Source organism: Amphritea sp. (assembly GCF_050300915.1).
GTDB lineage: Bacteria > Pseudomonadota > Gammaproteobacteria > Pseudomonadales > Balneatricaceae > Amphritea.
In genome coordinates this window covers 1-18,301 of sequence record NZ_JBNKYN010000088.1, presented here as the reverse complement: position 1 = coordinate 18,301, position 18,301 = coordinate 1, and the positions used below count along the sequence as shown (strand labels likewise).

Below are 18,301 nucleotides of genomic sequence, written 5' to 3'. Positions count from 1 at the left end.
CAGTTGGTTAGAATACCTGCCTGTCACGCAGGGGGTCGCGGGTTCGAGTCCCGTCCATTCCGCCACTTTTTCTCTTAAAGATCAGAATAGATATCGGCCATCTTTCATGATGATGGCTTATGGTGAAGTCAGCCTGATTCACTATATCATCTGTTAACGATCAAAATGGCTGTCTGCCATTTTTCATTGATTTTCTGCGACGTGCTGTTTTTCACACTACTCTGTCTGCTGGCTTTTTCTTATATATCTGTTCTGTTTCAATGACTATGAAATTGAATTTTGCTGCTTTTTGTTTTCAGTGTGGTTGTGGCGATGTGCCATTTTGAGTAATGAGAGCAAGCGCTTAGCAGGTGAACGTGATATAAAAGCGCGTCATTTTTCGGTATTCAGATTGACGCTCTATAATAAAAAGTAGTTTGGCTGTGGGGTATTGTAGTGGCTACGGGCCTAATCAGATGCATTTGAATATTAATCAGGCGGAATTGATCTCAATCTGTCCTGATCCTGTTATCGCAATCAACCGTCGCGGAGTTATTTCTGTGTTCAATACTTCGGCTGAAAACTTGCTGGGGTATTCGGCTGATCAGGTTATAGGGAATATGAGTATTCGTCAGATCTATCCGAGTGATGCTGAGGCGAAGAAGATAATGCGGATGATGATGGATGAATCATTTTATGGTCCAGGTCGGGTAGAGGGGTATGAAACCTATGTGCTCAACAGTAACCGGGACCGGGTTCCTATCCGTTTGTCGGCCGCGGTGTTGATGAAGCAGGGGGTGTACCGTGGAAGTGTTGGATTCTTTCATGATATGACGCGCCAGAAAACGCTGGAAAACACACTATTAAAGCAGTCAATCACTGATGATTTGAGTGGCTTGTTTAATCAGAGACATTTTTATGTTCAGGTTTCCAGTGAGATGATGCGGGTTAAGCGCTACGGCGGTGAGCTTAGTCTGGTCTGTATTGATCTGGATGGTTTTAAGCAGGTTAATGATAAGCTTGGTCACCTTGAGGGTGATCAGATTGTACGTCAGATTGGCCGGGTGCTCAGAGATGGGTTGAGAGAGTCGGATCAGGCGTTTCGCTATGGCGGCGATGAATTTATGTTGTTGCTGCCTAATACCTCTCGGGATGACGCCTGCTGCTTGGCTGACCGGGTGAGGCAGTTGTTTAACATGGAGTGTAATTATTCGCCAGATGCATTTCATCGTGGCGCTGTGACTGTATCCATGAGCCTTGGAGTCGCGTCCTGTAATAGTGCAGAGCCGGTTGATTTTTTCGTTCAGCGAGCTGACATGGCAATGTATAGCGCGAAACAGGCGGGTGGAAACTGCGTAAAGCAGTTCACGTCGGGTCATATGTAGTCTTTTGATTCAGTTGTTGATGTCTTGGAATTTACATCTCCTCGCCATCGTCGTCTTCGTTATCGTCTTCAAACTCTTCACAGAGTCTTTCCTGTAGCAGCTCTTCTGTGTACTCTTCCATTTTCTTCTCCTCTCTTTGCGGTTGCATCTTATGCTGCCTTGATGATGGGTATGTGACAGGTTTTTTATTTTTTTATGACAGCTCATCCGGAAGTCTTGCTGCAACACCCTCCTATCTCTGTTGATACCATTGATCTGCCTGACTTTAAACGGGCGGGTGTTCGGCTTGACCTGCTGCGTCTCGACCGGGTACACCCGCAGATCAGTGGTAATAAGTGGTTTAAGTTAAAATATGCGCTGGCAGCGGTGTTGGCTTCTGATTGCCAGAGAGTGCTTAGCTTTGGTGGTGCCTGGTCGAATCATATTCATGCGCTGGCGTATGCCGGATATGCACAGGGTATAGAAACCATCGGTGTTATTCGGGGAGAGCGTCCGGTCCGGTTGTCTGAAATGCTGTTGGATGCGGAACGGTGGGGAATGTCTCTGCAGTTTGTTTCCCGGGCGCAGTATCGTGACAAGTATGAAGCGGGTTTTCTTGCGCAGTTACATGATCGGTTTGGGGATTTTCACTGTCTGCCCGAAGGGGGATCGGGTGAGTGGGTGGTGGCTGGTTGCCGGGAAATCATTTCTCTGTTTAATCCGGCAGACTATGATCTGATTTGTTGCGCTTGTGGCACTGGCGGAACCCTGGCTGGCCTCATTGCAGGTTTGCATGCACAGGGGGGCGAATTGCTGGGAGTGCCGGTTGTCAAGGGTGGGGCTTTTCTCTATGAGGATATTCGTCGGTTGCTGGCTAAGTCGGGCGAGAATGACCCGGGTGGCTGGTCATTGGCGCTTAATGATCATGAAGGTGGCTATGCCAAAGTCTCTTCCGAGTTGGCTCAGGCGATGCGGCATTTCACGGAGTTTAGCGGTATCGGACTGGAGCCGGTTTATACTGGCAAGGTTTTTCTGGCGCTGCAGCGTAAACTCGCACGGGGTGAGTTGTCTCCGGGTACCCGGGTGATGATGATTCACACTGGTGGAATGCAGGGGTTGCGTGGTATGACTGAGCGTCTGGAGAAGAAATAGCGGTTAAGTCAGAGGTTAGAATCTGCTGTTATCTGCAAAAGGGGGGATACCGGCGGTTAAACCATTAAAAATATGAGTATAATGTTTAAAAACAAACGGATAGGCGTGGTTGCACTGTAATCATCAGTTTCACTGGAGTGGCAATGGAAAACTTTCGTAATATTGGCTTGATAGGGCGGCTGGGCAGCACTAAGGTAATCGATACGCTTAAGCATCTGATCCGCTTTCTTGACGAGCAGGGCCTGACGCCGATCCTGGATGAAAAAATTGCTGCGGTGATGCCGGGTCATGGCCAGCAAACCAGCTCTTCCCGTTTAATGGGAGAGATCTGTGATCTTGTTATCGTTGTTGGTGGTGATGGCAGTTTGTTGGGGGCCGCTCGAAATCTGGCGCAATCCAATGTGCCAGTGTTAGGGGTTAACCGGGGTAACCTGGGATTTCTGACCGATATTTCACCCGCCGAGATTGAAGAGAAGGTCGGAGAGGTGTTGAATGGGCAGTATACTGTCGATCGCCGCTTTCTGATCGATGTTCTGGTAAAACGTAATGGTGAGCCAATTGGCGAATCCACCGGGTTGAACGACTGTGTGTTGCATCCGGGTAAGTCTGCTCGCATGATTCAGTTTGAGCTCTATATCGAAGGTCAGTTTGTTTACACGCAACGCTCAGACGGCTTGATTGTCGCTACGCCAACAGGCTCGACCGCCTATGCCTTGTCCGGTGGTGGTCCTATTATGCATCCCCGGCTTGATGCTTTAGTGCTGGTGCCGATGTTTCCTCACACGCTTTCCAGCCGACCGATCGTGGTGGATGGGAACAGTGAACTTAAACTGGTGATCAGTGATAACAATGAGACCTACCCAACGGTCAGCTGTGATGGGCAGAAACATATCAGTTGTGCTCCCGGAGATACCATTACCATTCATAAAAAGCCGCACAAGCTGAAGCTGCTACATCCGCTAAGCCATAATTTCTACCAGACCTGCCGGGAAAAACTGGGTTGGGCTACGAAGTTGGGCGAATAATCGGGGTGCCTATGGGATATGCTTACGAAGGCTATGATCTTATCGGTGATGTACATGGTTGCGCGTTATCGCTGCAGTTATTGCTGAGTAAGCTTGGCTATAGCAAGAAAGCCGGGGTGTATCAGCATCCGCGCCGTCAGGCGGTGTTTCTGGGGGATATTGTTGACCGTGGACCACGTATCCGTGAGGCACTGCATATTGTCCGGGATATGGTGGATGGTGGACACGCTCAGATCGTAATGGGCAATCATGAGTTTAACTATCTTTCCTATCTGACACCCGGGCTTCCCGGCTCGGGTATGGAGTATCTCAGAACCCACAACCGGCGCCATCTGCGCATTCTGAATGAGACCCTTGAGCAGTTTGCCAACTACCCGCAAGAGCAGCAAGAGTTTCTGCAATGGATTAAAGAGATGCCTCTGTTTCTCGACTATGAGCAGTTTAGGGTTGTGCATGCCTGCTGGTCTCAGGAGCATATAACGCAGTTTCTGCGCACTCAGGGGGGGAACCAGATCGATGATGCTTATCTGCATCGTTCTGCTCATCACGATACCCCTGAGTGGGAGACGATGGATCGCTTGTTGCGTGGCACCCATCTGAAGATGCCCAATGATGAGGTGATGGTCAGCAAGGATGGTTACAAACGTCGTTTTTTCCGCACTAAGTTCTGGGCACAGCAGCCACAGTACTACATCGATGTGGTGTTTCAGCCCGACCCTTTGCCTGAACATGTGGCCCGAATGCCCCTGACTGAACAGGACTACCAGGATCTGCTCTATTACAGCAGTGACGAGCCGTTACTCTTTATTGGTCATTATTGGTGTGATGGTGAGCCGAAAGCGGTGGCCCCTAATATTGCGTGTATCGACTACAGTGCAGTGAAATTTGGTAAGTTGGTTGCCTATCGGCTGGATAATGAAAGGGAAATTGATCCGGCGAAATTTATCTGGGTTGATGTATTGAAGGAGATTAAAGATGAGTCCTGAATCCCATGAGCTGCGTATTGTGATCTTATGAATGAAGTTTTCCGCGTTCCGCTGGCCCAGGATCTGTCAGGTTTTACCGCGATACTGTGGCAGCATAAAATTCCTCATCGGGTGCTCGAGCAGGAAGGGGAGCAGCTGCTGCTGGTGCCTTACAGTGTCAATGCAGAGCAGATTATGCAGCTTTATCAGATGTGGCAGCAGGGGGATGATCTTTCCGGGTTGAGGGTGCAGCGGCAGAACCTACAGGGCGGAGTGCAGAGTATTCTTAAAAGCTGGTTGAGCCTCACGCTGATGGCGATCAGTGTCATCATCACGCTGATGGTCTCTTTGGGCGACAATATCCAGATGATGGGCTGGTTCACCATTGTGGATTTTCAGGTTCAGGGTAATAAGATTTATTACTCGGATCTGCTGTCATCGCTCACCGGTGGGCAGGTATGGAGATTATTTACTCCGGCGTTTATGCACTTTAACCTGCCACATATCATCTTTAATCTGCTGTGGGTGTGGGTTGTCGGCAGACGCATTGAAAGCTATCTTGGCTGGCCGGTATTGCTGGGGTTATTTCTGTTTTCAGCGCTGGTTTCAAATATTGCTCAGTTCTGGGTGAGCGGTCCGATGTTTGGCGGGATGTCTGGTTTTGTCTTCGCACTGCTGGGGTTTGCCTGGTTCTGGGATCGACTCAAACCCTCCAGGATGATTGGTATGCCGCCAGCGCTGATGGGCTTTATGATATTCTGGCTGGTGTTGGGCTATACCGGCGCGCTGGAAAGTCTGGATATGGGCTCCATTGCCAATACAGCGCATCTGGCCGGGTTGATCGCGGGTCTTGTACTCGTGCCGGTCGTGAGACTGTTAAAACGCTGACGGTCGCTGTGATATTATATCGGCCTGTTTATTTACCCGCTGTATTGATCCACTGTGAGGTGCACGATGAATTTTGAGAAGATGATTGCGGCGATGACGCCAGAGGTGTATCAGAGCCTGAAACGGGCTGTTGAGTTGGGTAAATGGCCTAATGGTGAGCGGCTCACCAATGAACAACGGGAGACCAGTTTGCGGGCGGTGATCGCCTATGATCAGACTAAATTACCTGAACATGAGCGCACCGGGTATATCGACCGCAGCAAAAAAGATGGCAGCAAACACGGCTCTGATCCACTGGAACCTCAGGTTCTGAAAATCCTGAACGACAATTGATGGATATTATCGCGCAGGGTGCGCTGGTAAAAATGCCCGCTGAGACAGGCCCTCAGATCCGCTATCAGTTAAAGCTGGATGATCATCGGATTGATTTGAACCGTTATCTTGGTAAGCCAGTAAAACTGAGCTATCTGGGGCAGACTAACTGCACCCATTGTGGCCGCAAGACCAGTAAAAGTTTTGCCCAGGGGTACTGCTATCCCTGTTTTAAAAAATTGCCGCAATGTGATCTCTGTATTATGAGCCCGGAGAAGTGTCATTATGACCAGGGTACCTGCAGAGACCCCTCCTGGGGCGAGCAGTTCTGCTTTCAGAGCCATTACGTTTACCTGGCTAACTCCTCTGGCGTTAAAGTCGGAATCACCCGGGGTACCCAGATTCCAACTCGCTGGATCGATCAGGGGGCGATTCAGGCACTGCCGATACTGCGGGTTGATACCCGGTTCCAGTCGGGACTGGTTGAGCGTATTTTTGCCACCCATGTGACCGATAAAACCAACTGGCGGGCGATGCTTAAAGGTCAGGTTGATCGCCTGGATCTCTACGCTGAGCGTGATCGTTTACTGCAACTTTGTCAGCCCGCGTTGACCGAACTGGAAGATCGTTTTGGTTTACAGGCGATTCAGCAGCTGCCGCAGGCTGAGGTCGTGGAACTGAACTATCCTGTACTTAATTTTCCCGCTAAAGTGACTAGTCTGAGCTTTGATAAAAGCCCTGTCATCGAGGGGATTTTGCAGGGTATAAAAGGGCAGTATCTGATTTTAGACAGCGGTGTTATCAACCTCAGAAAGTTTACTGCGTATCAGGTTGAATTCAGCGCCTGAGGGGTGTCAAACCTTTAAAAGAACCGTTTCGCCCCAGCATTATCGGGCATATTTGTAGGTTTGTTTATTGTTAATCGTTTTATGTTATTGCAGGGTGAATGAATGAGTCAGTCAGTGACAGAGCAGCCGAGTGTTATCTATCTAAAAGATTATGAGGTTCCCGCATTTCTGGTGGAACAGACTGAGTTGCGCTTCGAGCTTGAAGAGGAGCAGGCGCTGGTACGTTCTCAGGTCCGCTATTCCCGCAATCCGGAGTCTGCCAACCGCCAGCATCCACTGGTATTGGATGGACATGAGTCTCTGGAGCTGCAGCGTCTGAGTATTGATGGTGAAGTGCTGAGCGATAAGGATTTTCGACGGCTGGGGGAGCAACTGACTATCCCTGATCTGCCGGATCATTTTACCCTCGAATGTATCACCCGGATTGAGCCTCAGAACAATACTGCCTTAGAAGGGTTGTATAAGTCTGATGGCATGTTCTGCACTCAGTGTGAGGCGGAAGGCTTCCGCCGCATTACCTTTTATCAGGATCGGCCGGATGTGATGGCGCTGTTTGAAACCACTATAGTGGCGGATAAACAGCGTTACCCTGTGTTGCTGTCGAACGGTAATATGATTGATGCCGGAGAGGAGGACGATGGCCGCCACTGGGTTCGATGGCAGGACCCTTTCCCTAAACCTGCGTATCTGTTTGCTCTGGTTGGCGGTGACCTGGAATATATAGAGGATCGTTATACCACCGGTTCCGGTCGTCATGTGGCGCTGAAAATCTTCGCCGAAGCGAAAGATCTGGACAAGCTGGATTATGCCATGACCTCCCTGAAGCACTCGATGAAGTGGGATGAAGAGGTATATGGTCGGGAGTACGATCTGGATATCTTTATGATCGTGGCGGTCGACTTCTTCAATATGGGGGCGATGGAAAATAAAGGGCTTAATATTTTCAACACCTCTTGTGTGTTGGCGCATCCTGAAACCACGGTTGATGCAGGCTTTCAGCGGGTTGAAGGGGTGGTTGCTCATGAGTATTTTCATAACTGGTCGGGCAACCGGGTTACCTGTCGTGACTGGTTTCAACTCAGTCTGAAAGAGGGCTTCACGGTGTTCCGTGATTCCCAGTTCAGCTCTGATATGAACTCTCCGACGGTGAAACGGATAGAAGATGTTACTCTGCTGCGTACCGCGCAGTTTGCTGAGGACGCTGGTCCGATGGCCCATCCGGTTCGGCCTGCTTCATTTATCGAAATTTCCAACTTTTATACCCTGACAGTCTATGAAAAAGGCTGTGAAGTGGTGCGGATGCTGCACACTTTGCTGGGGGTTGAAACCTTCCGCAAAGGTTCAGACCTCTATTTTGAACGTCATGATGGTCAGGCGGTGACCACGGATGATTTTGTCCAGGCGATGGCGGATGTATCCGGCCGGGATATGCGCCGCTTTAAGCTCTGGTATAGCCAGTCGGGTACACCTCAGGTCTCGGTGACCGGTGAATATGATGCAGAGAATCAGCGCTATACGCTGCATATGCATCAGAGCTGTCCGGCAACGCCGGATATGGTCACCAAACAGCCCTTTCTGATCCCGGTTGCGGTGGGTTTACTTGATCCCCAGGGGCAGGATATGCCACTCCCTGGCGGCGCAATGACCGAAGTGCTTGAGTTTGTTGCCACTGAGCAGAGTTTTGTCTTTGAGAATATTCCGGTAGAGCCCGTGCCTTCATTGCTGCGCGGCTTTTCTGCACCCGTAAAGCTGACGTTTCCTTACAGCCGTGAGCAGTTAGTATTTCTCATGCAGCACGATAGCGATGGCTTTAATCGCTGGGATGCTGCACAGCAGCTGGCGGTGGGTATTCTGACGGAACTGATTGGTGACTATCAGCAGGGGCGGGAACTGAGTCTCGACCCGGCGCTGGTTGAAGCCTACCGTCAGGTACTCAAAGATACCGGATTAGATAAGGCGATGGTGGCGAAAGTGCTGACTCTGCCATCAGAGGCGTATCTGAGTGAGCTGGCCGCGGTGATCGATGTCGATGCCATTCATCAGGTACGCCGTTTTGTCAGAGACGCGATTGCTAACGCGCTTGAGCCTCTGTTTCTGCAGGTGTATCAGGACAACAATACGGTAGAAGCATATAGCCCCGATGCGGCTTCGGTTGCCCGCAGAAGTCTGAAAAATCTGGCGCTGTCTTATCTGATGGCGACGGACAAGCAGGAGTACCTTGAGCTGGCGCTGGAGCAATACCGTCACGCCGATAATATGACCGACAGTCAGGCAGCCCTGACCCTGATCGCCCATTCCGACTTTCAGGCGTCCGCGGCGGAGGTATTGGAGAGCTTCTATCAACGCTGGCAGAATGAGTCGCTGGTGGTCAACCAGTGGCTGGCGGTTCAGGCAAGTGATCCTAAAGAGGGCGCTTTGGCGCGGGTGCGGTCATTGCAGCAGCATCCGGCTTATGATGCGGCTAATCCGAATAAGATCCGTTCGCTGGTGTCTGTTTTCTGCGCCCAGAACATGATGAATTTCCACAATTCTGATGGTAGCGGCTACCGTTTTCTGGCGGATCAGATTATTGTATTGAACAAGCAGAACCCGCAGATCGCTTCGCGCTTGCTGACACCATTGACACGCTGGAAGCGATATCCTTCTGAGCGTAGCGCACTGATGAAAGCTGAACTGGAACGGATCAGCAGCAGTGGCGATCTTTCCCGGGATGTTTATGAAGTATTGAGTAAAAGTCTGGCTGGTTGAGGCCTGTAGAAAAAGGGTATTAAAATGGAACGAACTATCCCGGAACAGGATAAATTTGAACTGCAGCAGAACTATCGCCGCTATCTGAAATATCAGGATCAATATGATGATGCGTTCAATAGCCTTAAGAGATCCCGAGCCAGCCGTGTATGGCTGGCGGGACTGTTAGCGCTATTGTTCAGTCCTGGGTCTGATTTTTTCCTCGGCGCTGCTGCGGCATTATTTGGACTCTATTTTTATCGTATAGCGACAGCCTGGTACGACAGTTTTCAGATCGATGAGGGCCGCGAGGAGGTGTTACGCTGGTTCTCCTCCAAAGGCCTCACATTTGAAGGGCGCATCCTCTATTTTCGGGATGATACCTTGCTGGCCCAACCGCTTGATCCTTTCGCTGATGAGATCTACGCCTGAAAGGTCGGGATCGCCAGATGCCGGTTAAGCGTGAGTACAGAAGAATCAGTCAGCGGGCTAAGAGCCTGCTGGCAAAGCCAGAAGGGATTGATGTTGATTTCAAACGCGAAATTAACGGCATAAAAAGTCGCGATCTGGTCTCGTTCGCCAACTCCTCCCGGGGAGGCGCCATTCTGGTTGGTGTCGACGAATATACCAGCGCTGATGGTTTGCAGCGCGGGCGTATTGTAGGTTGTGATGTGGACGACAGTGCCCGACTGAGTCTGATCAACAAAGCCACCGATTGTTACCCTATCGTTGATATAGAGGTCGTGGTTGAAAATATCAGTACCACCCCCTTTTTTCGTATTGAAATAGCGCCAGGTAACAAACGACCCTACTGCACCCAGCGGGGGGAATATGCTATCCGTGCAGATGCCCGCTCCCGGGCCCTTTATCCAGAAGAGCTGCTGGCGATGTTTATGGACCGCGAAGGCCAGCTGTTCCTGAACCGCTTTCGCGAAGCCGTGACACAGTTAGAACAGCGGCTGGGACAGATGGACCATGCGTTTGGTGCGGGCATGGAGCAACTGGTGATCCACCTGGATGAACTGGATAGCCAGGTCAGACGGACACTGACGCGGGTTGATCAGATGACCGATAGCGCCAAAAAACGTTCGCGCAATATGTTGCAGGCGTTGCGCGACTCCCAGGACAGTATCGCAGGGCTGGAAGCTTTGCTGTTATCACAAAATGGTAACCCCGCAGGCCGGTTGGAAATTATGCGGGATATCCGTACCCGGCTTGATCAACTGACTGAAAACCTGAATCCGACAGAGGGGCGCAACGAGTGATTGACCGTATTCGCCGTGCCAACTTCTGGATTTTTGACCTGGATGGCACTGTCACTCACCCGGTCCATGATTTTGAGCGGATCCGGGCCGAGCTTGGGTTGCCGTCGGGCTGTGATATTCTCGCGACCATCGCTGAGCGACCTGAGGCTGAACGGGATGAACTAAATCATCAACTCGATCAGTGGGAATATTTCTACGCCGATATGGTGAAACCTGCTATCGGTGTCAATGCCTGTCTCGAACTGTTGGGAACCCGGGGCTGTCAGCTGGGAATCCTTACCCGCAATAAGCGGGAAGTAGCGCTGCACTGCCTTGAGGTTATCGGTGTCAGCCACCTGTTTAATCCGGCTGCGGTGTTGGGACGTGATGATGCTTTAGCAAAACCGGATCCGCAGGGGATCAACCTGTTGCTGCAGCAATGGCAGGCAGGGGCAGAACAGACCGTAATGGTGGGGGATTTTCGCTACGATCTGGAAGTAGGGCGTGCTGCAGGTGTGGCGACAATTCACGTCGACCTGCGGGACGACAGGGCATGGCCCGAATTAACCGATTTGAAGGTGCATACGTTGTCTGAATTACACCAATGGCTTATATCCTCAAGGGTATCTGCTTGATTCTAGTCAAGATCGTTTAACAAAGCTGAGGTATAGTGTCTTTATCTCACCGGAGGATGTTATGACAGTACTGAATGAATTACACCAGGATCATGTCAACCTGAATAAGTTGCTGGCTGTGCTCGGGAACAAGCTGGAAAAACTGAAACAGGGTGAAATGCCAAACTTTGTGCTGCTTGCAGATGCGGTTGATTACATCACCAGTTATGCGGATGCCTACCATCATCCGCGGGAAGATCAGATGTATGACTTCTTCAAAGAGTCTGGTTGTCCTGAGTTGGATGATGCGATCGCTCAATGTGTTGATGAACATAAACAACTGAAAAAAAGCAGTACAGATATTATCGAGGCGGTTGACTGTATTCTGACGGACGCTGTTGTCCCGATGGATCAGTTTATCGCGAAGCTTGAACGTTTTCTGGATGATCAGATTGAGCATCTGAATCTGGAAGAGGGGACGCTATTTCCCCTGTTAGATGAGGTTGCTAACAGTGAGCAGTGGCAGGCGCTTGAACCTGAGCTGCCGAAAATAGATGATCCTCTGTTTGGCGAACAGCAGAAGCAGCGGTATATTGATCTTTATTCTGAGTTACTGCGGGATATGCAGTAGTCTCAGGCAGAGGTGCTTGTTTAGTCAGGTTGCTTTCCGGTTGCCTCTGTTCATTTTAAAGAGATCTTAAATCGTTGTTAAGCTGACTAAACAGTTCAGGTTTCATGTTAGGCAGGGGGCGGAATTCAATCCGGTTCCTGCCTTTTTCTTTGGCCAGATAGACCGCTTCATCCGCCGCTTTTAACAGCGCATGAGCCTGCGCAGCCAGATCATCGAAGGCGAAACTGCCGTAAGAACAGCTGCTTGCCCCAATCGAAGCGCTTACCCTGAAGGGGGTGTTGTCGTTATTATGGAGCACTAGGTGAAGAATTTTAGTCCGCAACTGATCACCAATCTCGACCGCCTTGTCAGAATCGCAATTTGGTAGCAAAACAGCAAACTCTTCGCCGCCGTAGCGGGCAACAAAGTCAGTTTTACGCAAACTTTTCTTCAATAAAAGGCCAACTGAGCTCAGTACTTTATCGCCCACCTGATGACCGAAATTGTCATTAACCAGCTTGAAATAATCCAGATCGATAAACAGACAGCTGAGGGGGGTCTTAAGCCGGCTGGCTCTGGACAGCTCTTTAATAATCTCCTGATCGAATGCCCGCCGGTTATTCACCTTAGTAAGCATATCGATAATGCTAAGCCGCTTAAGGTTTTGCTGATTGATACAGTTTTCAATACAGACTGCGATAACCGATGCCAGGTGACCCACATAATCGTAGTCAAAGTGTTCACTGTAGCGAGCCGGGTCATTGCTGCCAAGGTGCAGGCTGCCAATCAGACAGTTGTGACGAATAAGGGGAAGCAGGGCGCTGCTGAGTATATAGGGGGTGCTGGGAAAGGCGATGCTTTTCAGCTGAGCACTTAACTCGCCGGTTCTGAGTTTTACGGAAGGAAACAGGGTTTTAAGCAATCGCTGGTTGTTGACAAAGCGGAGGCTATGACCCGGTTCAGGAGGGATATAGTCCTCTAAAAGGCTGCGGGCTGCAGATTCAGGGTCAAGCAGAATCAGGTTGACGGCGGTCAGATGAAAATACTCTTTGAACTCAATCAGAATAAGGTCCAGCAGTTCTGCCAGGTTGCTGCAGCTCAGCAGTCGCAGCTCCATTTCAAAGAATGAACGCAAAATGGCTTCATTCCGCTCAACCTTACTGGCCAGAAGGTGCAGAGATCTGCGCAGATCTTTGTTCTCTTTATCGATTGGTCCCATGAAACGCCTGCTTTGCGCCTACTACCTACTAAAAGTATGAAAGAGTTATCGGCCATCGAAGATAACTATAAAGGAAAAGCAAGACAGGGATAATACAAAAATAACGAAAAAACGTGTATGTGCTGCGGTTAACCAGGCGAAACGCCCAAACGATAAGGCTAACAGTTAAAAAGCCTGCTACTCATTATGAGTAGCAGGCTTTTTGAAAGAATCAGCAGGTTCAGCTTGCTTTGGCGATTTTGCCATGTTGTTCCGGATGGGTACTGATAAAATGCTTCAATACCTGTCTTAAAACTTTTTCGTGCGCTGAATCTCCTTTTCGTTGTGCTTTAGCAATATCATCCAGGATGATTTTTTTTACTTTGCTTTGACCATCATGACAGCAGAGGTAATGCCCTATTGCCATGGCGATGATCGGGTCCGTGTGCTCATGCTCAGCAATGGCCTCGACTTCATCCTGAGTGAGGTCGCTGAGGTGGAGGCATTCTGTGTAGGTTAGCATTGTGGTATCCCCATTTTATTGTAATGCTATTAAGAAAACTAATAGTCGGAGGGCCATATGAAACCTGTACTGAGGCCCGGTACTAATATATTAGGCAACAGATCGGCTTTGCTCTAATTAAAAGAGCCCCTTTTTTTATATAAATTACGCATTAGGAATGAATTATTGATATATCTCAGAGTTATATAATTTACGGATCTGTTCTGTATCATATTGGCCGGTTTTTTTAAGTGTTGTTATTGGCAGACAAATAATTAGTAAAATAATGATAGTCGCGTGCCGCATTAATTTAAGCCCAGTTTTGTAAAGTTTTAAGGGAGATTAAACAGGGCCTGGGTCCTGTGAACGGCCAGGGAGGGGGAGGTGAAGATTTGCCAATGGATATTAAGGTCTACAGGAGGTTAGTCATGGATAGTGAGACAACAGGACGGGGCTTCCGGCCATCTAAGGTGTGCCTCTGGTGGTTGATTGCTTTGCTTATGTTACTGGTGACGCTGGTCGCCTGGTACGGCTCAGCATCTCCGGGAATGGAAGTGACGTTCCACAATAGCAGTGAACAGATGATTGAGTCGATTCAACTGGATTTTGGCAGTGCGGATACCCAGTCGCGGATTCAGGCATTCCGTATTCCGGCGGGTGAAGAGCGCATCTTATTGCTGAATCATCAACCCGGCATGGGCTTTAATGTTCAGGTGAATTACCGCGACGGCAATAAGCAGACGTTCTGCGCTTTGCATGGCGACGATCAGCGTCGCCCGGTGATCTATCTGCAGCCCTGACGGTTTCATTCTGTCTTGCGAAAGGGTAGACGCTGGCGCAGATATTCCATCTCCTGGCGTAGCATAGTCTCCTCTTCCTGAGTGAATTTCTGTACCGCATCCTGAAACCCCGGGTGTGCCAGCCAGTGGGCTGACCAGGTTTCGATAGGCTCGAACCCCCGTTGTATCTTGTGTTCTCCCTGGGCGCCAGGATCGAAGCGCTGCAGCTGATGACGGATGCAGTGTTCAATACCCTGATAGTAACAGGTCTCAAAATGCAGGCTGTCGTATTCCGCCAGCGCGCCCCAATAGCGGCCATAGAGGTTTTTGCTATCCTGAAAAAACAGCGCCCCGGCAACCGCTTCAGTGTCACTGTGATGCATATCATAGGCAAAGCAGATGTGCAGTTGCTCTGGCAGGGTATCTCTTAGCTGCTGAAAGAACGCTTCGTTGAGATAACCGTTGCGACCCCGCTTCAGGTAGGTGATCTGGTAGAAGCGGTAAAATTGCCGGAGCATCTCATCTGTTAGCTGGGTGCCACTGATAAAACGGTGCTCAATACTATGCTCAGCAATCTTACTGCGCTCTTTGCGTAGATTTTTACGTTTGCGGGAGCTGAAGGTGGCGAGAAAATCTTCAAAATCGGAGTAGTCACGGTTGAACCAGTGGTATTGGGTTCCGAGGCGGTAGTTCAGGTCTGGGAAGTTTTCCTTTTCAAGCAGATAGCCTTCAAGAAACAGCCCATGCCAGCCAGATGCCTGGTATTGCGATGCCAGCTGTTGAGTCGCTGCTAGCATCTGCCGGGTGAGGACTGTCTGTTCAGTGTCACTCAGGTGGGCATGAAACAGTAAACGTGGGCCGTAGCAGGGGGTAAAAGGGATAGCGGTCAGTAGTTTAGGGTAGTATTCAAGACCATTGCGCTGATAGGCGTCTGCCCAACTCCAGTCAAATACATACTCACCGTAGGAGTGGCTTTTCAGATAGAGCGGCATCGCGGCAATGTCCTGATCGCCTTCGGTCACCACCAGATGGCAGGGTTGCCAGCCAGTCTCCGGCGCAACACTGCCAGATTGCTCTAATGCACAGAGAAACGCATAGCGCAGAAACGGGTAGTCTGTGCCTGCCAGGTTGTTCCAGCGCGCTGCTCCGATCTGCTCGATGGCGCTATAAAAATTGAATTGCGGCATATTGTCCTATACTGTTCAGAGCCAGAATTTATTATCTAACTATCCGATAATAAAGCATTATATTTTTACGGATGCGAGCAGATTAGCTGCTTTTCAGGTTGGCTATCGTTACTATCATAAGTTTGCATCTGTATTTACGCTAGGAGAATAAAAATGGATGAGCTGGAGTTGGAATTTGAGCTGGATTCTCGTCTGAATAACGATTGTATTACCCTGGGCGACTTTCCGCTGTGCCGTTTGCTGCTGATGAATGATGCGAATTACCCCTGGTTTATTCTGGTGCCACGCCGTGCAGAAGCCAGTGAGATCTATCACCTGTCTTCGGCGGATCAGGCTCAGTTGCTGCATGAATCTTCATTTCTGTCAGAAAATCTTCATGATGTATTTGATGCGGATAAGATGAACATTGCCGCGCTGGGGAATGTTGTTAAGCAGCTCCATGTTCATCATGTGGTTAGGTTTGAGGGGGATCCCGCCTGGCCTGCGCCGGTTTGGGGAGCGGTTGTTGCGAAGCCCTATACCGATCTTCAGATTCAGGAGATTCATCAGAAGTTACAGATGATGATGCCTGAGGAGGTAAATTTTGTTGCCTGGGATCTGATCAACTGATTTCTCTCTTAAAATCCATTAATTGGCCCTGTCAGCGGTCAATAATTCAGGTATAATTCGCCGTTTTCTGGGCAAGGCGGCTGACGTTGTCGGCTTTTGCAATAAACAGGGCTGAAACCAATCGGGTCGCTTTGCGGTGTATCTCTATCTCAGGGGAAAACTGCTAACAATGCCAATCTTTGATTTCGCGTGCCGTCATTGTGGTCATGAATTTGAAAAGCTGGTGCTGAAGTCTGACGCACCGGCACCTGTCTGTGCTGGTTGTAATTCTGCCGACGTGGTTAAAAAAGTGTCCGCGTCACGTTTCAGATTGTCCGGTACGGGCTGGTACGAGACTGATTTTAAAACCGGTAAGAAAAAGAACCTGGCGGGTGGCCAGGGTGAATCCGGTAACTGATTTTTAATTGTCTGAATAAACACTGATTCAGCTTGCTAAGTAACAGGAACATTTAACTATGCGCAGTCATTATTGCGGCGATCTCAGAAAAGAGCATATCGGCGAAGACATTACTCTGACGGGGTGGGTTCACCGTCGTCGCGACCACGGTGGGGTTATCTTTCTGGATCTTCGTGACCGCGAAGGCCATTCACAGGTGGTGTTTGACCCTGATCGTGAAGCGAGCTTCGCGCTGGCAGACAGCTGCCGTAGTGAATATGTGGTTGAGGTTAAGGGCGTCGTTCGTGCCCGTCCGGAAGGCACTGTTAACCCGGAGATGGCGACCGGTGAGATCGAAGTTCTGGGTCAGGAACTGGTTATCCTGAACAGATCAGAAACCCCTCCCTTCCAGCTGGACGAGCATCAGCAGGTGGGTGAAGAGGTGCGTCTGCGTTACCGTTATATCGATCTGCGTCGTGCTGAGATGCAGGAAAAACTGCGTTTTCGTTCCAAAGTCACCACGGCTATTCGTAATTATCTGGATGAGAATGGTTTTCTTGATATTGAAACCCCCATTCTTAACCGTGCCACCCCTGAGGGCGCCCGCGACTATCTGGTGCCAAGTCGGGTGCATGAAGGTCACTTCTTTGCATTGCCGCAGTCTCCTCAGTTGTTCAAACAGTTGCTGATGGTGGCGGGTTTTGACCGCTACTATCAGGTTGCCAAGTGTTTCCGTGATGAAGACCTGCGTGCCGATCGTCAGCCAGAGTTTACCCAGATTGATATTGAAACCTCATTCATGAATGAGGAAGAGATTATGGGCATTGCTGAAAAGATGATCCGCAAGCTGTTCCTCGAGCTGAAAGGCATTGATCTCGGTGACTTCCCACGTATGCCGTACTCCGAAGCGATGCAGCGTTATGGTTCTGATAAACCCGACCTGCGCTACCCGATGGAGCTGGTTGACGTTGCCGACCTGATGGCTGAGATCGAGTTTAAGGTTTTTGCTGGTCCGGCTAAAGACCCTAAAGGCCGCGTGGCAGCCCTGAAGGTGCCGGGTGGCGCTCAGCTGACCCGTAAGATCATTGATGAATACACTAAGTTTGTCAGCATCTACGGCGCTAAAGGTCTGGCCTGGATTAAGGTTAACGAGCTTGAAAAAGGTGTTGAAGGCTTACAGTCTCCTATCGTTAAGTTCCTTGGCGATGAGGTGGCGATGGCGATTATGGAACGTCTGGATGCGCAAAACGGCGATATCGTCTTCTTCGGTGCTGATAAAGAGAAAGTCGTTTCCGAGGCTCTGGGTGCACTGCGTATCAAAGCGGGTGAAGATCTGCAGATGGCTCAATGTGAGTGGGCGCCGCTGTGGGTGGTTGACTTCCCGATGTTTGAAGAGACCGACAACGGTGGTATGACGGCATTGCATCACCCGTTTACCGCGCCAAGCTGCAGCCCTGAAGAGTTGCAAGCGAATCCTCTGGCAGCGCTGTCCCGTGCTTATGACATGGTGTTGAATGGTTGTGAGCTGGGTGGTGGTTCTATCCGTATCCACAACCGGGAGATGCAGGCGTCGGTGCTGGATATTCTGGGGATCTCTGATGAAGAGGCGGATGATAAGTTTGGCTTCCTGCTGAACGCACTGAAATATGGTGCGCCACCGCACGGTGGTCTGGCATTTGGTCTTGACCGTCTGATCATGCTGATGACCGGTACCGATTCGATCCGTGAAGTGATCGCCTTTCCGAAAACCCAGAGTTCAGCCTGTATGATGACTCAGGCTCCGGGTGAGGTGAGTGCGGCTCAGCTGCGTGAACTGAATATCAAACTGCGTAAGACGCCATAAGGTATTTTGCAGTTAATCATCAAGCCGTGCACTGCACGGCTTTTTTTATGGCCGAATCTGGGGTATTGTGCTCTGTATA

19 protein-coding genes are annotated in these 18,301 nt (G+C 50.0%); 16 read left to right on the top strand and 3 right to left on the bottom strand.

The window, feature by feature from the left end:
• Positions 1-455 precede the first annotated feature (455 nt).
• From ACQY8X_RS18065 to ACQY8X_RS18010, 12 genes are all read left to right on the top strand, one after another.
• Entirely contained in the window at positions 456-1,364 is a 909-nt protein-coding gene (locus ACQY8X_RS18065; RefSeq protein WP_428036527.1) for a diguanylate cyclase, read from the top strand.
• Positions 1,365-1,559: 195 nt separating this feature from the next.
• Positions 1,560-2,495, top strand: a complete 936-nt coding sequence (locus ACQY8X_RS18060) for a 1-aminocyclopropane-1-carboxylate deaminase/D-cysteine desulfhydrase (protein WP_428036526.1) — start codon at positions 1,560-1,562, stop codon at positions 2,493-2,495.
• Positions 2,496-2,638: 143 nt separating this feature from the next.
• Positions 2,639-3,520, top strand: a complete 882-nt coding sequence (locus ACQY8X_RS18055) for an NAD(+) kinase (protein ID WP_428036525.1) — start codon at positions 2,639-2,641, stop codon at positions 3,518-3,520.
• A gap of 11 nt (positions 3,521-3,531) precedes the next feature.
• The gene (locus ACQY8X_RS18050; protein ID WP_428036524.1) at positions 3,532-4,506 is read left to right on the top strand and encodes a metallophosphoesterase; all 975 of its coding nucleotides are present in this window, start codon (positions 3,532-3,534) and stop codon (positions 4,504-4,506) included.
• Positions 4,507-4,533: 27 nt separating this feature from the next.
• Positions 4,534-5,373, top strand: coding sequence for a rhomboid family intramembrane serine protease (locus tag ACQY8X_RS18045; protein ID WP_428036523.1), 840 nt, complete (start codon positions 4,534-4,536; stop codon positions 5,371-5,373).
• Positions 5,374-5,439: 66 nt separating this feature from the next.
• Positions 5,440-5,706 carry a YeaC family protein gene (locus tag ACQY8X_RS18040; RefSeq protein WP_428036522.1) on the top strand — a complete coding sequence of 89 codons (267 nt, stop codon included), beginning with the start codon at positions 5,440-5,442 and terminating at the stop codon, positions 5,704-5,706.
• Positions 5,706-6,533: a DUF2797 domain-containing protein gene (locus tag ACQY8X_RS18035; protein ID WP_428036521.1), complete on the top strand. Its 828-nt coding sequence runs from the start codon at positions 5,706-5,708 to the stop codon at positions 6,531-6,533. Before ACQY8X_RS18040 ends, ACQY8X_RS18035 begins: the two co-directional genes overlap by 1 nt.
• A 102-nt stretch (positions 6,534-6,635) precedes the next feature.
• A complete protein-coding gene (gene pepN, locus ACQY8X_RS18030; RefSeq protein ID WP_428036520.1) occupies positions 6,636-9,281 on the top strand; it encodes an aminopeptidase N in 2,646 nt (881 codons plus the stop codon).
• Positions 9,282-9,305: 24 nt separating this feature from the next.
• Positions 9,306-9,692, top strand: a complete 387-nt coding sequence (locus ACQY8X_RS18025) for a hypothetical protein (RefSeq protein WP_428036519.1) — start codon at positions 9,306-9,308, stop codon at positions 9,690-9,692.
• Between the two features lie 17 nt (positions 9,693-9,709).
• Positions 9,710-10,525, top strand: coding sequence for an AlbA family DNA-binding domain-containing protein (locus ACQY8X_RS18020; RefSeq protein ID WP_428036518.1), 816 nt, complete (start codon positions 9,710-9,712; stop codon positions 10,523-10,525).
• Positions 10,522-11,139: an HAD family hydrolase gene (locus ACQY8X_RS18015; RefSeq protein WP_428036517.1), complete on the top strand. Its 618-nt coding sequence runs from the start codon at positions 10,522-10,524 to the stop codon at positions 11,137-11,139. Before ACQY8X_RS18020 ends, ACQY8X_RS18015 begins: the two co-directional genes overlap by 4 nt.
• Positions 11,140-11,200: 61 nt before the next feature.
• The gene (locus ACQY8X_RS18010; protein WP_428036516.1) at positions 11,201-11,749 is read left to right on the top strand and encodes a hemerythrin domain-containing protein; all 549 of its coding nucleotides are present in this window, start codon (positions 11,201-11,203) and stop codon (positions 11,747-11,749) included.
• Between the two features lie 55 nt (positions 11,750-11,804).
• Here ACQY8X_RS18010 and ACQY8X_RS18005 read toward each other — a convergent pair whose 3' ends face one another.
• Entirely contained in the window at positions 11,805-12,947 is a 1,143-nt protein-coding gene (locus ACQY8X_RS18005) for a DUF484 family protein (protein WP_428036515.1), read from the bottom strand.
• A gap of 220 nt (positions 12,948-13,167) precedes the next feature.
• The gene (locus ACQY8X_RS18000) at positions 13,168-13,449 is read right to left on the bottom strand and encodes a hypothetical protein (RefSeq protein ID WP_428036514.1); all 282 of its coding nucleotides are present in this window, start codon (positions 13,447-13,449) and stop codon (positions 13,168-13,170) included.
• A 407-nt stretch (positions 13,450-13,856) separates the two neighbouring features.
• Here ACQY8X_RS18000 and ACQY8X_RS17995 point away from each other — a divergent pair, with 407 nt between their 5' ends.
• Positions 13,857-14,228 (top strand): hypothetical protein, encoded by a 372-nt coding sequence (locus tag ACQY8X_RS17995; protein ID WP_428036513.1) that lies wholly within the window; start codon positions 13,857-13,859, stop codon positions 14,226-14,228.
• Positions 14,229-14,233: 5 nt separating this feature from the next.
• On the opposite strand, the gene ACQY8X_RS17990 is transcribed toward ACQY8X_RS17995, so the two are convergent.
• Positions 14,234-15,394: a GNAT family N-acetyltransferase gene (locus ACQY8X_RS17990; protein WP_428036512.1), complete on the bottom strand. Its 1,161-nt coding sequence runs from the start codon at positions 15,392-15,394 to the stop codon at positions 14,234-14,236.
• Between the two features lie 153 nt (positions 15,395-15,547).
• On the opposite strand from ACQY8X_RS17990, the gene ACQY8X_RS17985 reads away from it, so the two are divergent.
• The 3 genes from ACQY8X_RS17985 (at position 15,548) to aspS (ending at position 18,222) form a co-directional block, all read left to right on the top strand.
• A complete protein-coding gene (locus ACQY8X_RS17985) occupies positions 15,548-16,003 on the top strand; it encodes an HIT domain-containing protein (protein WP_428036511.1) in 456 nt (151 codons plus the stop codon).
• Positions 16,004-16,172: 169 nt separating this feature from the next.
• Positions 16,173-16,400 (top strand): FmdB family zinc ribbon protein, encoded by a 228-nt coding sequence (locus ACQY8X_RS17980; protein ID WP_428036510.1) that lies wholly within the window; start codon positions 16,173-16,175, stop codon positions 16,398-16,400.
• Between the two features lie 58 nt (positions 16,401-16,458).
• Positions 16,459-18,222: an aspartate--tRNA ligase gene (gene aspS / locus ACQY8X_RS17975; RefSeq protein ID WP_428036509.1), complete on the top strand. Its 1,764-nt coding sequence runs from the start codon at positions 16,459-16,461 to the stop codon at positions 18,220-18,222.
• The last annotated feature ends 79 nt before the right edge of the window (positions 18,223-18,301 follow it).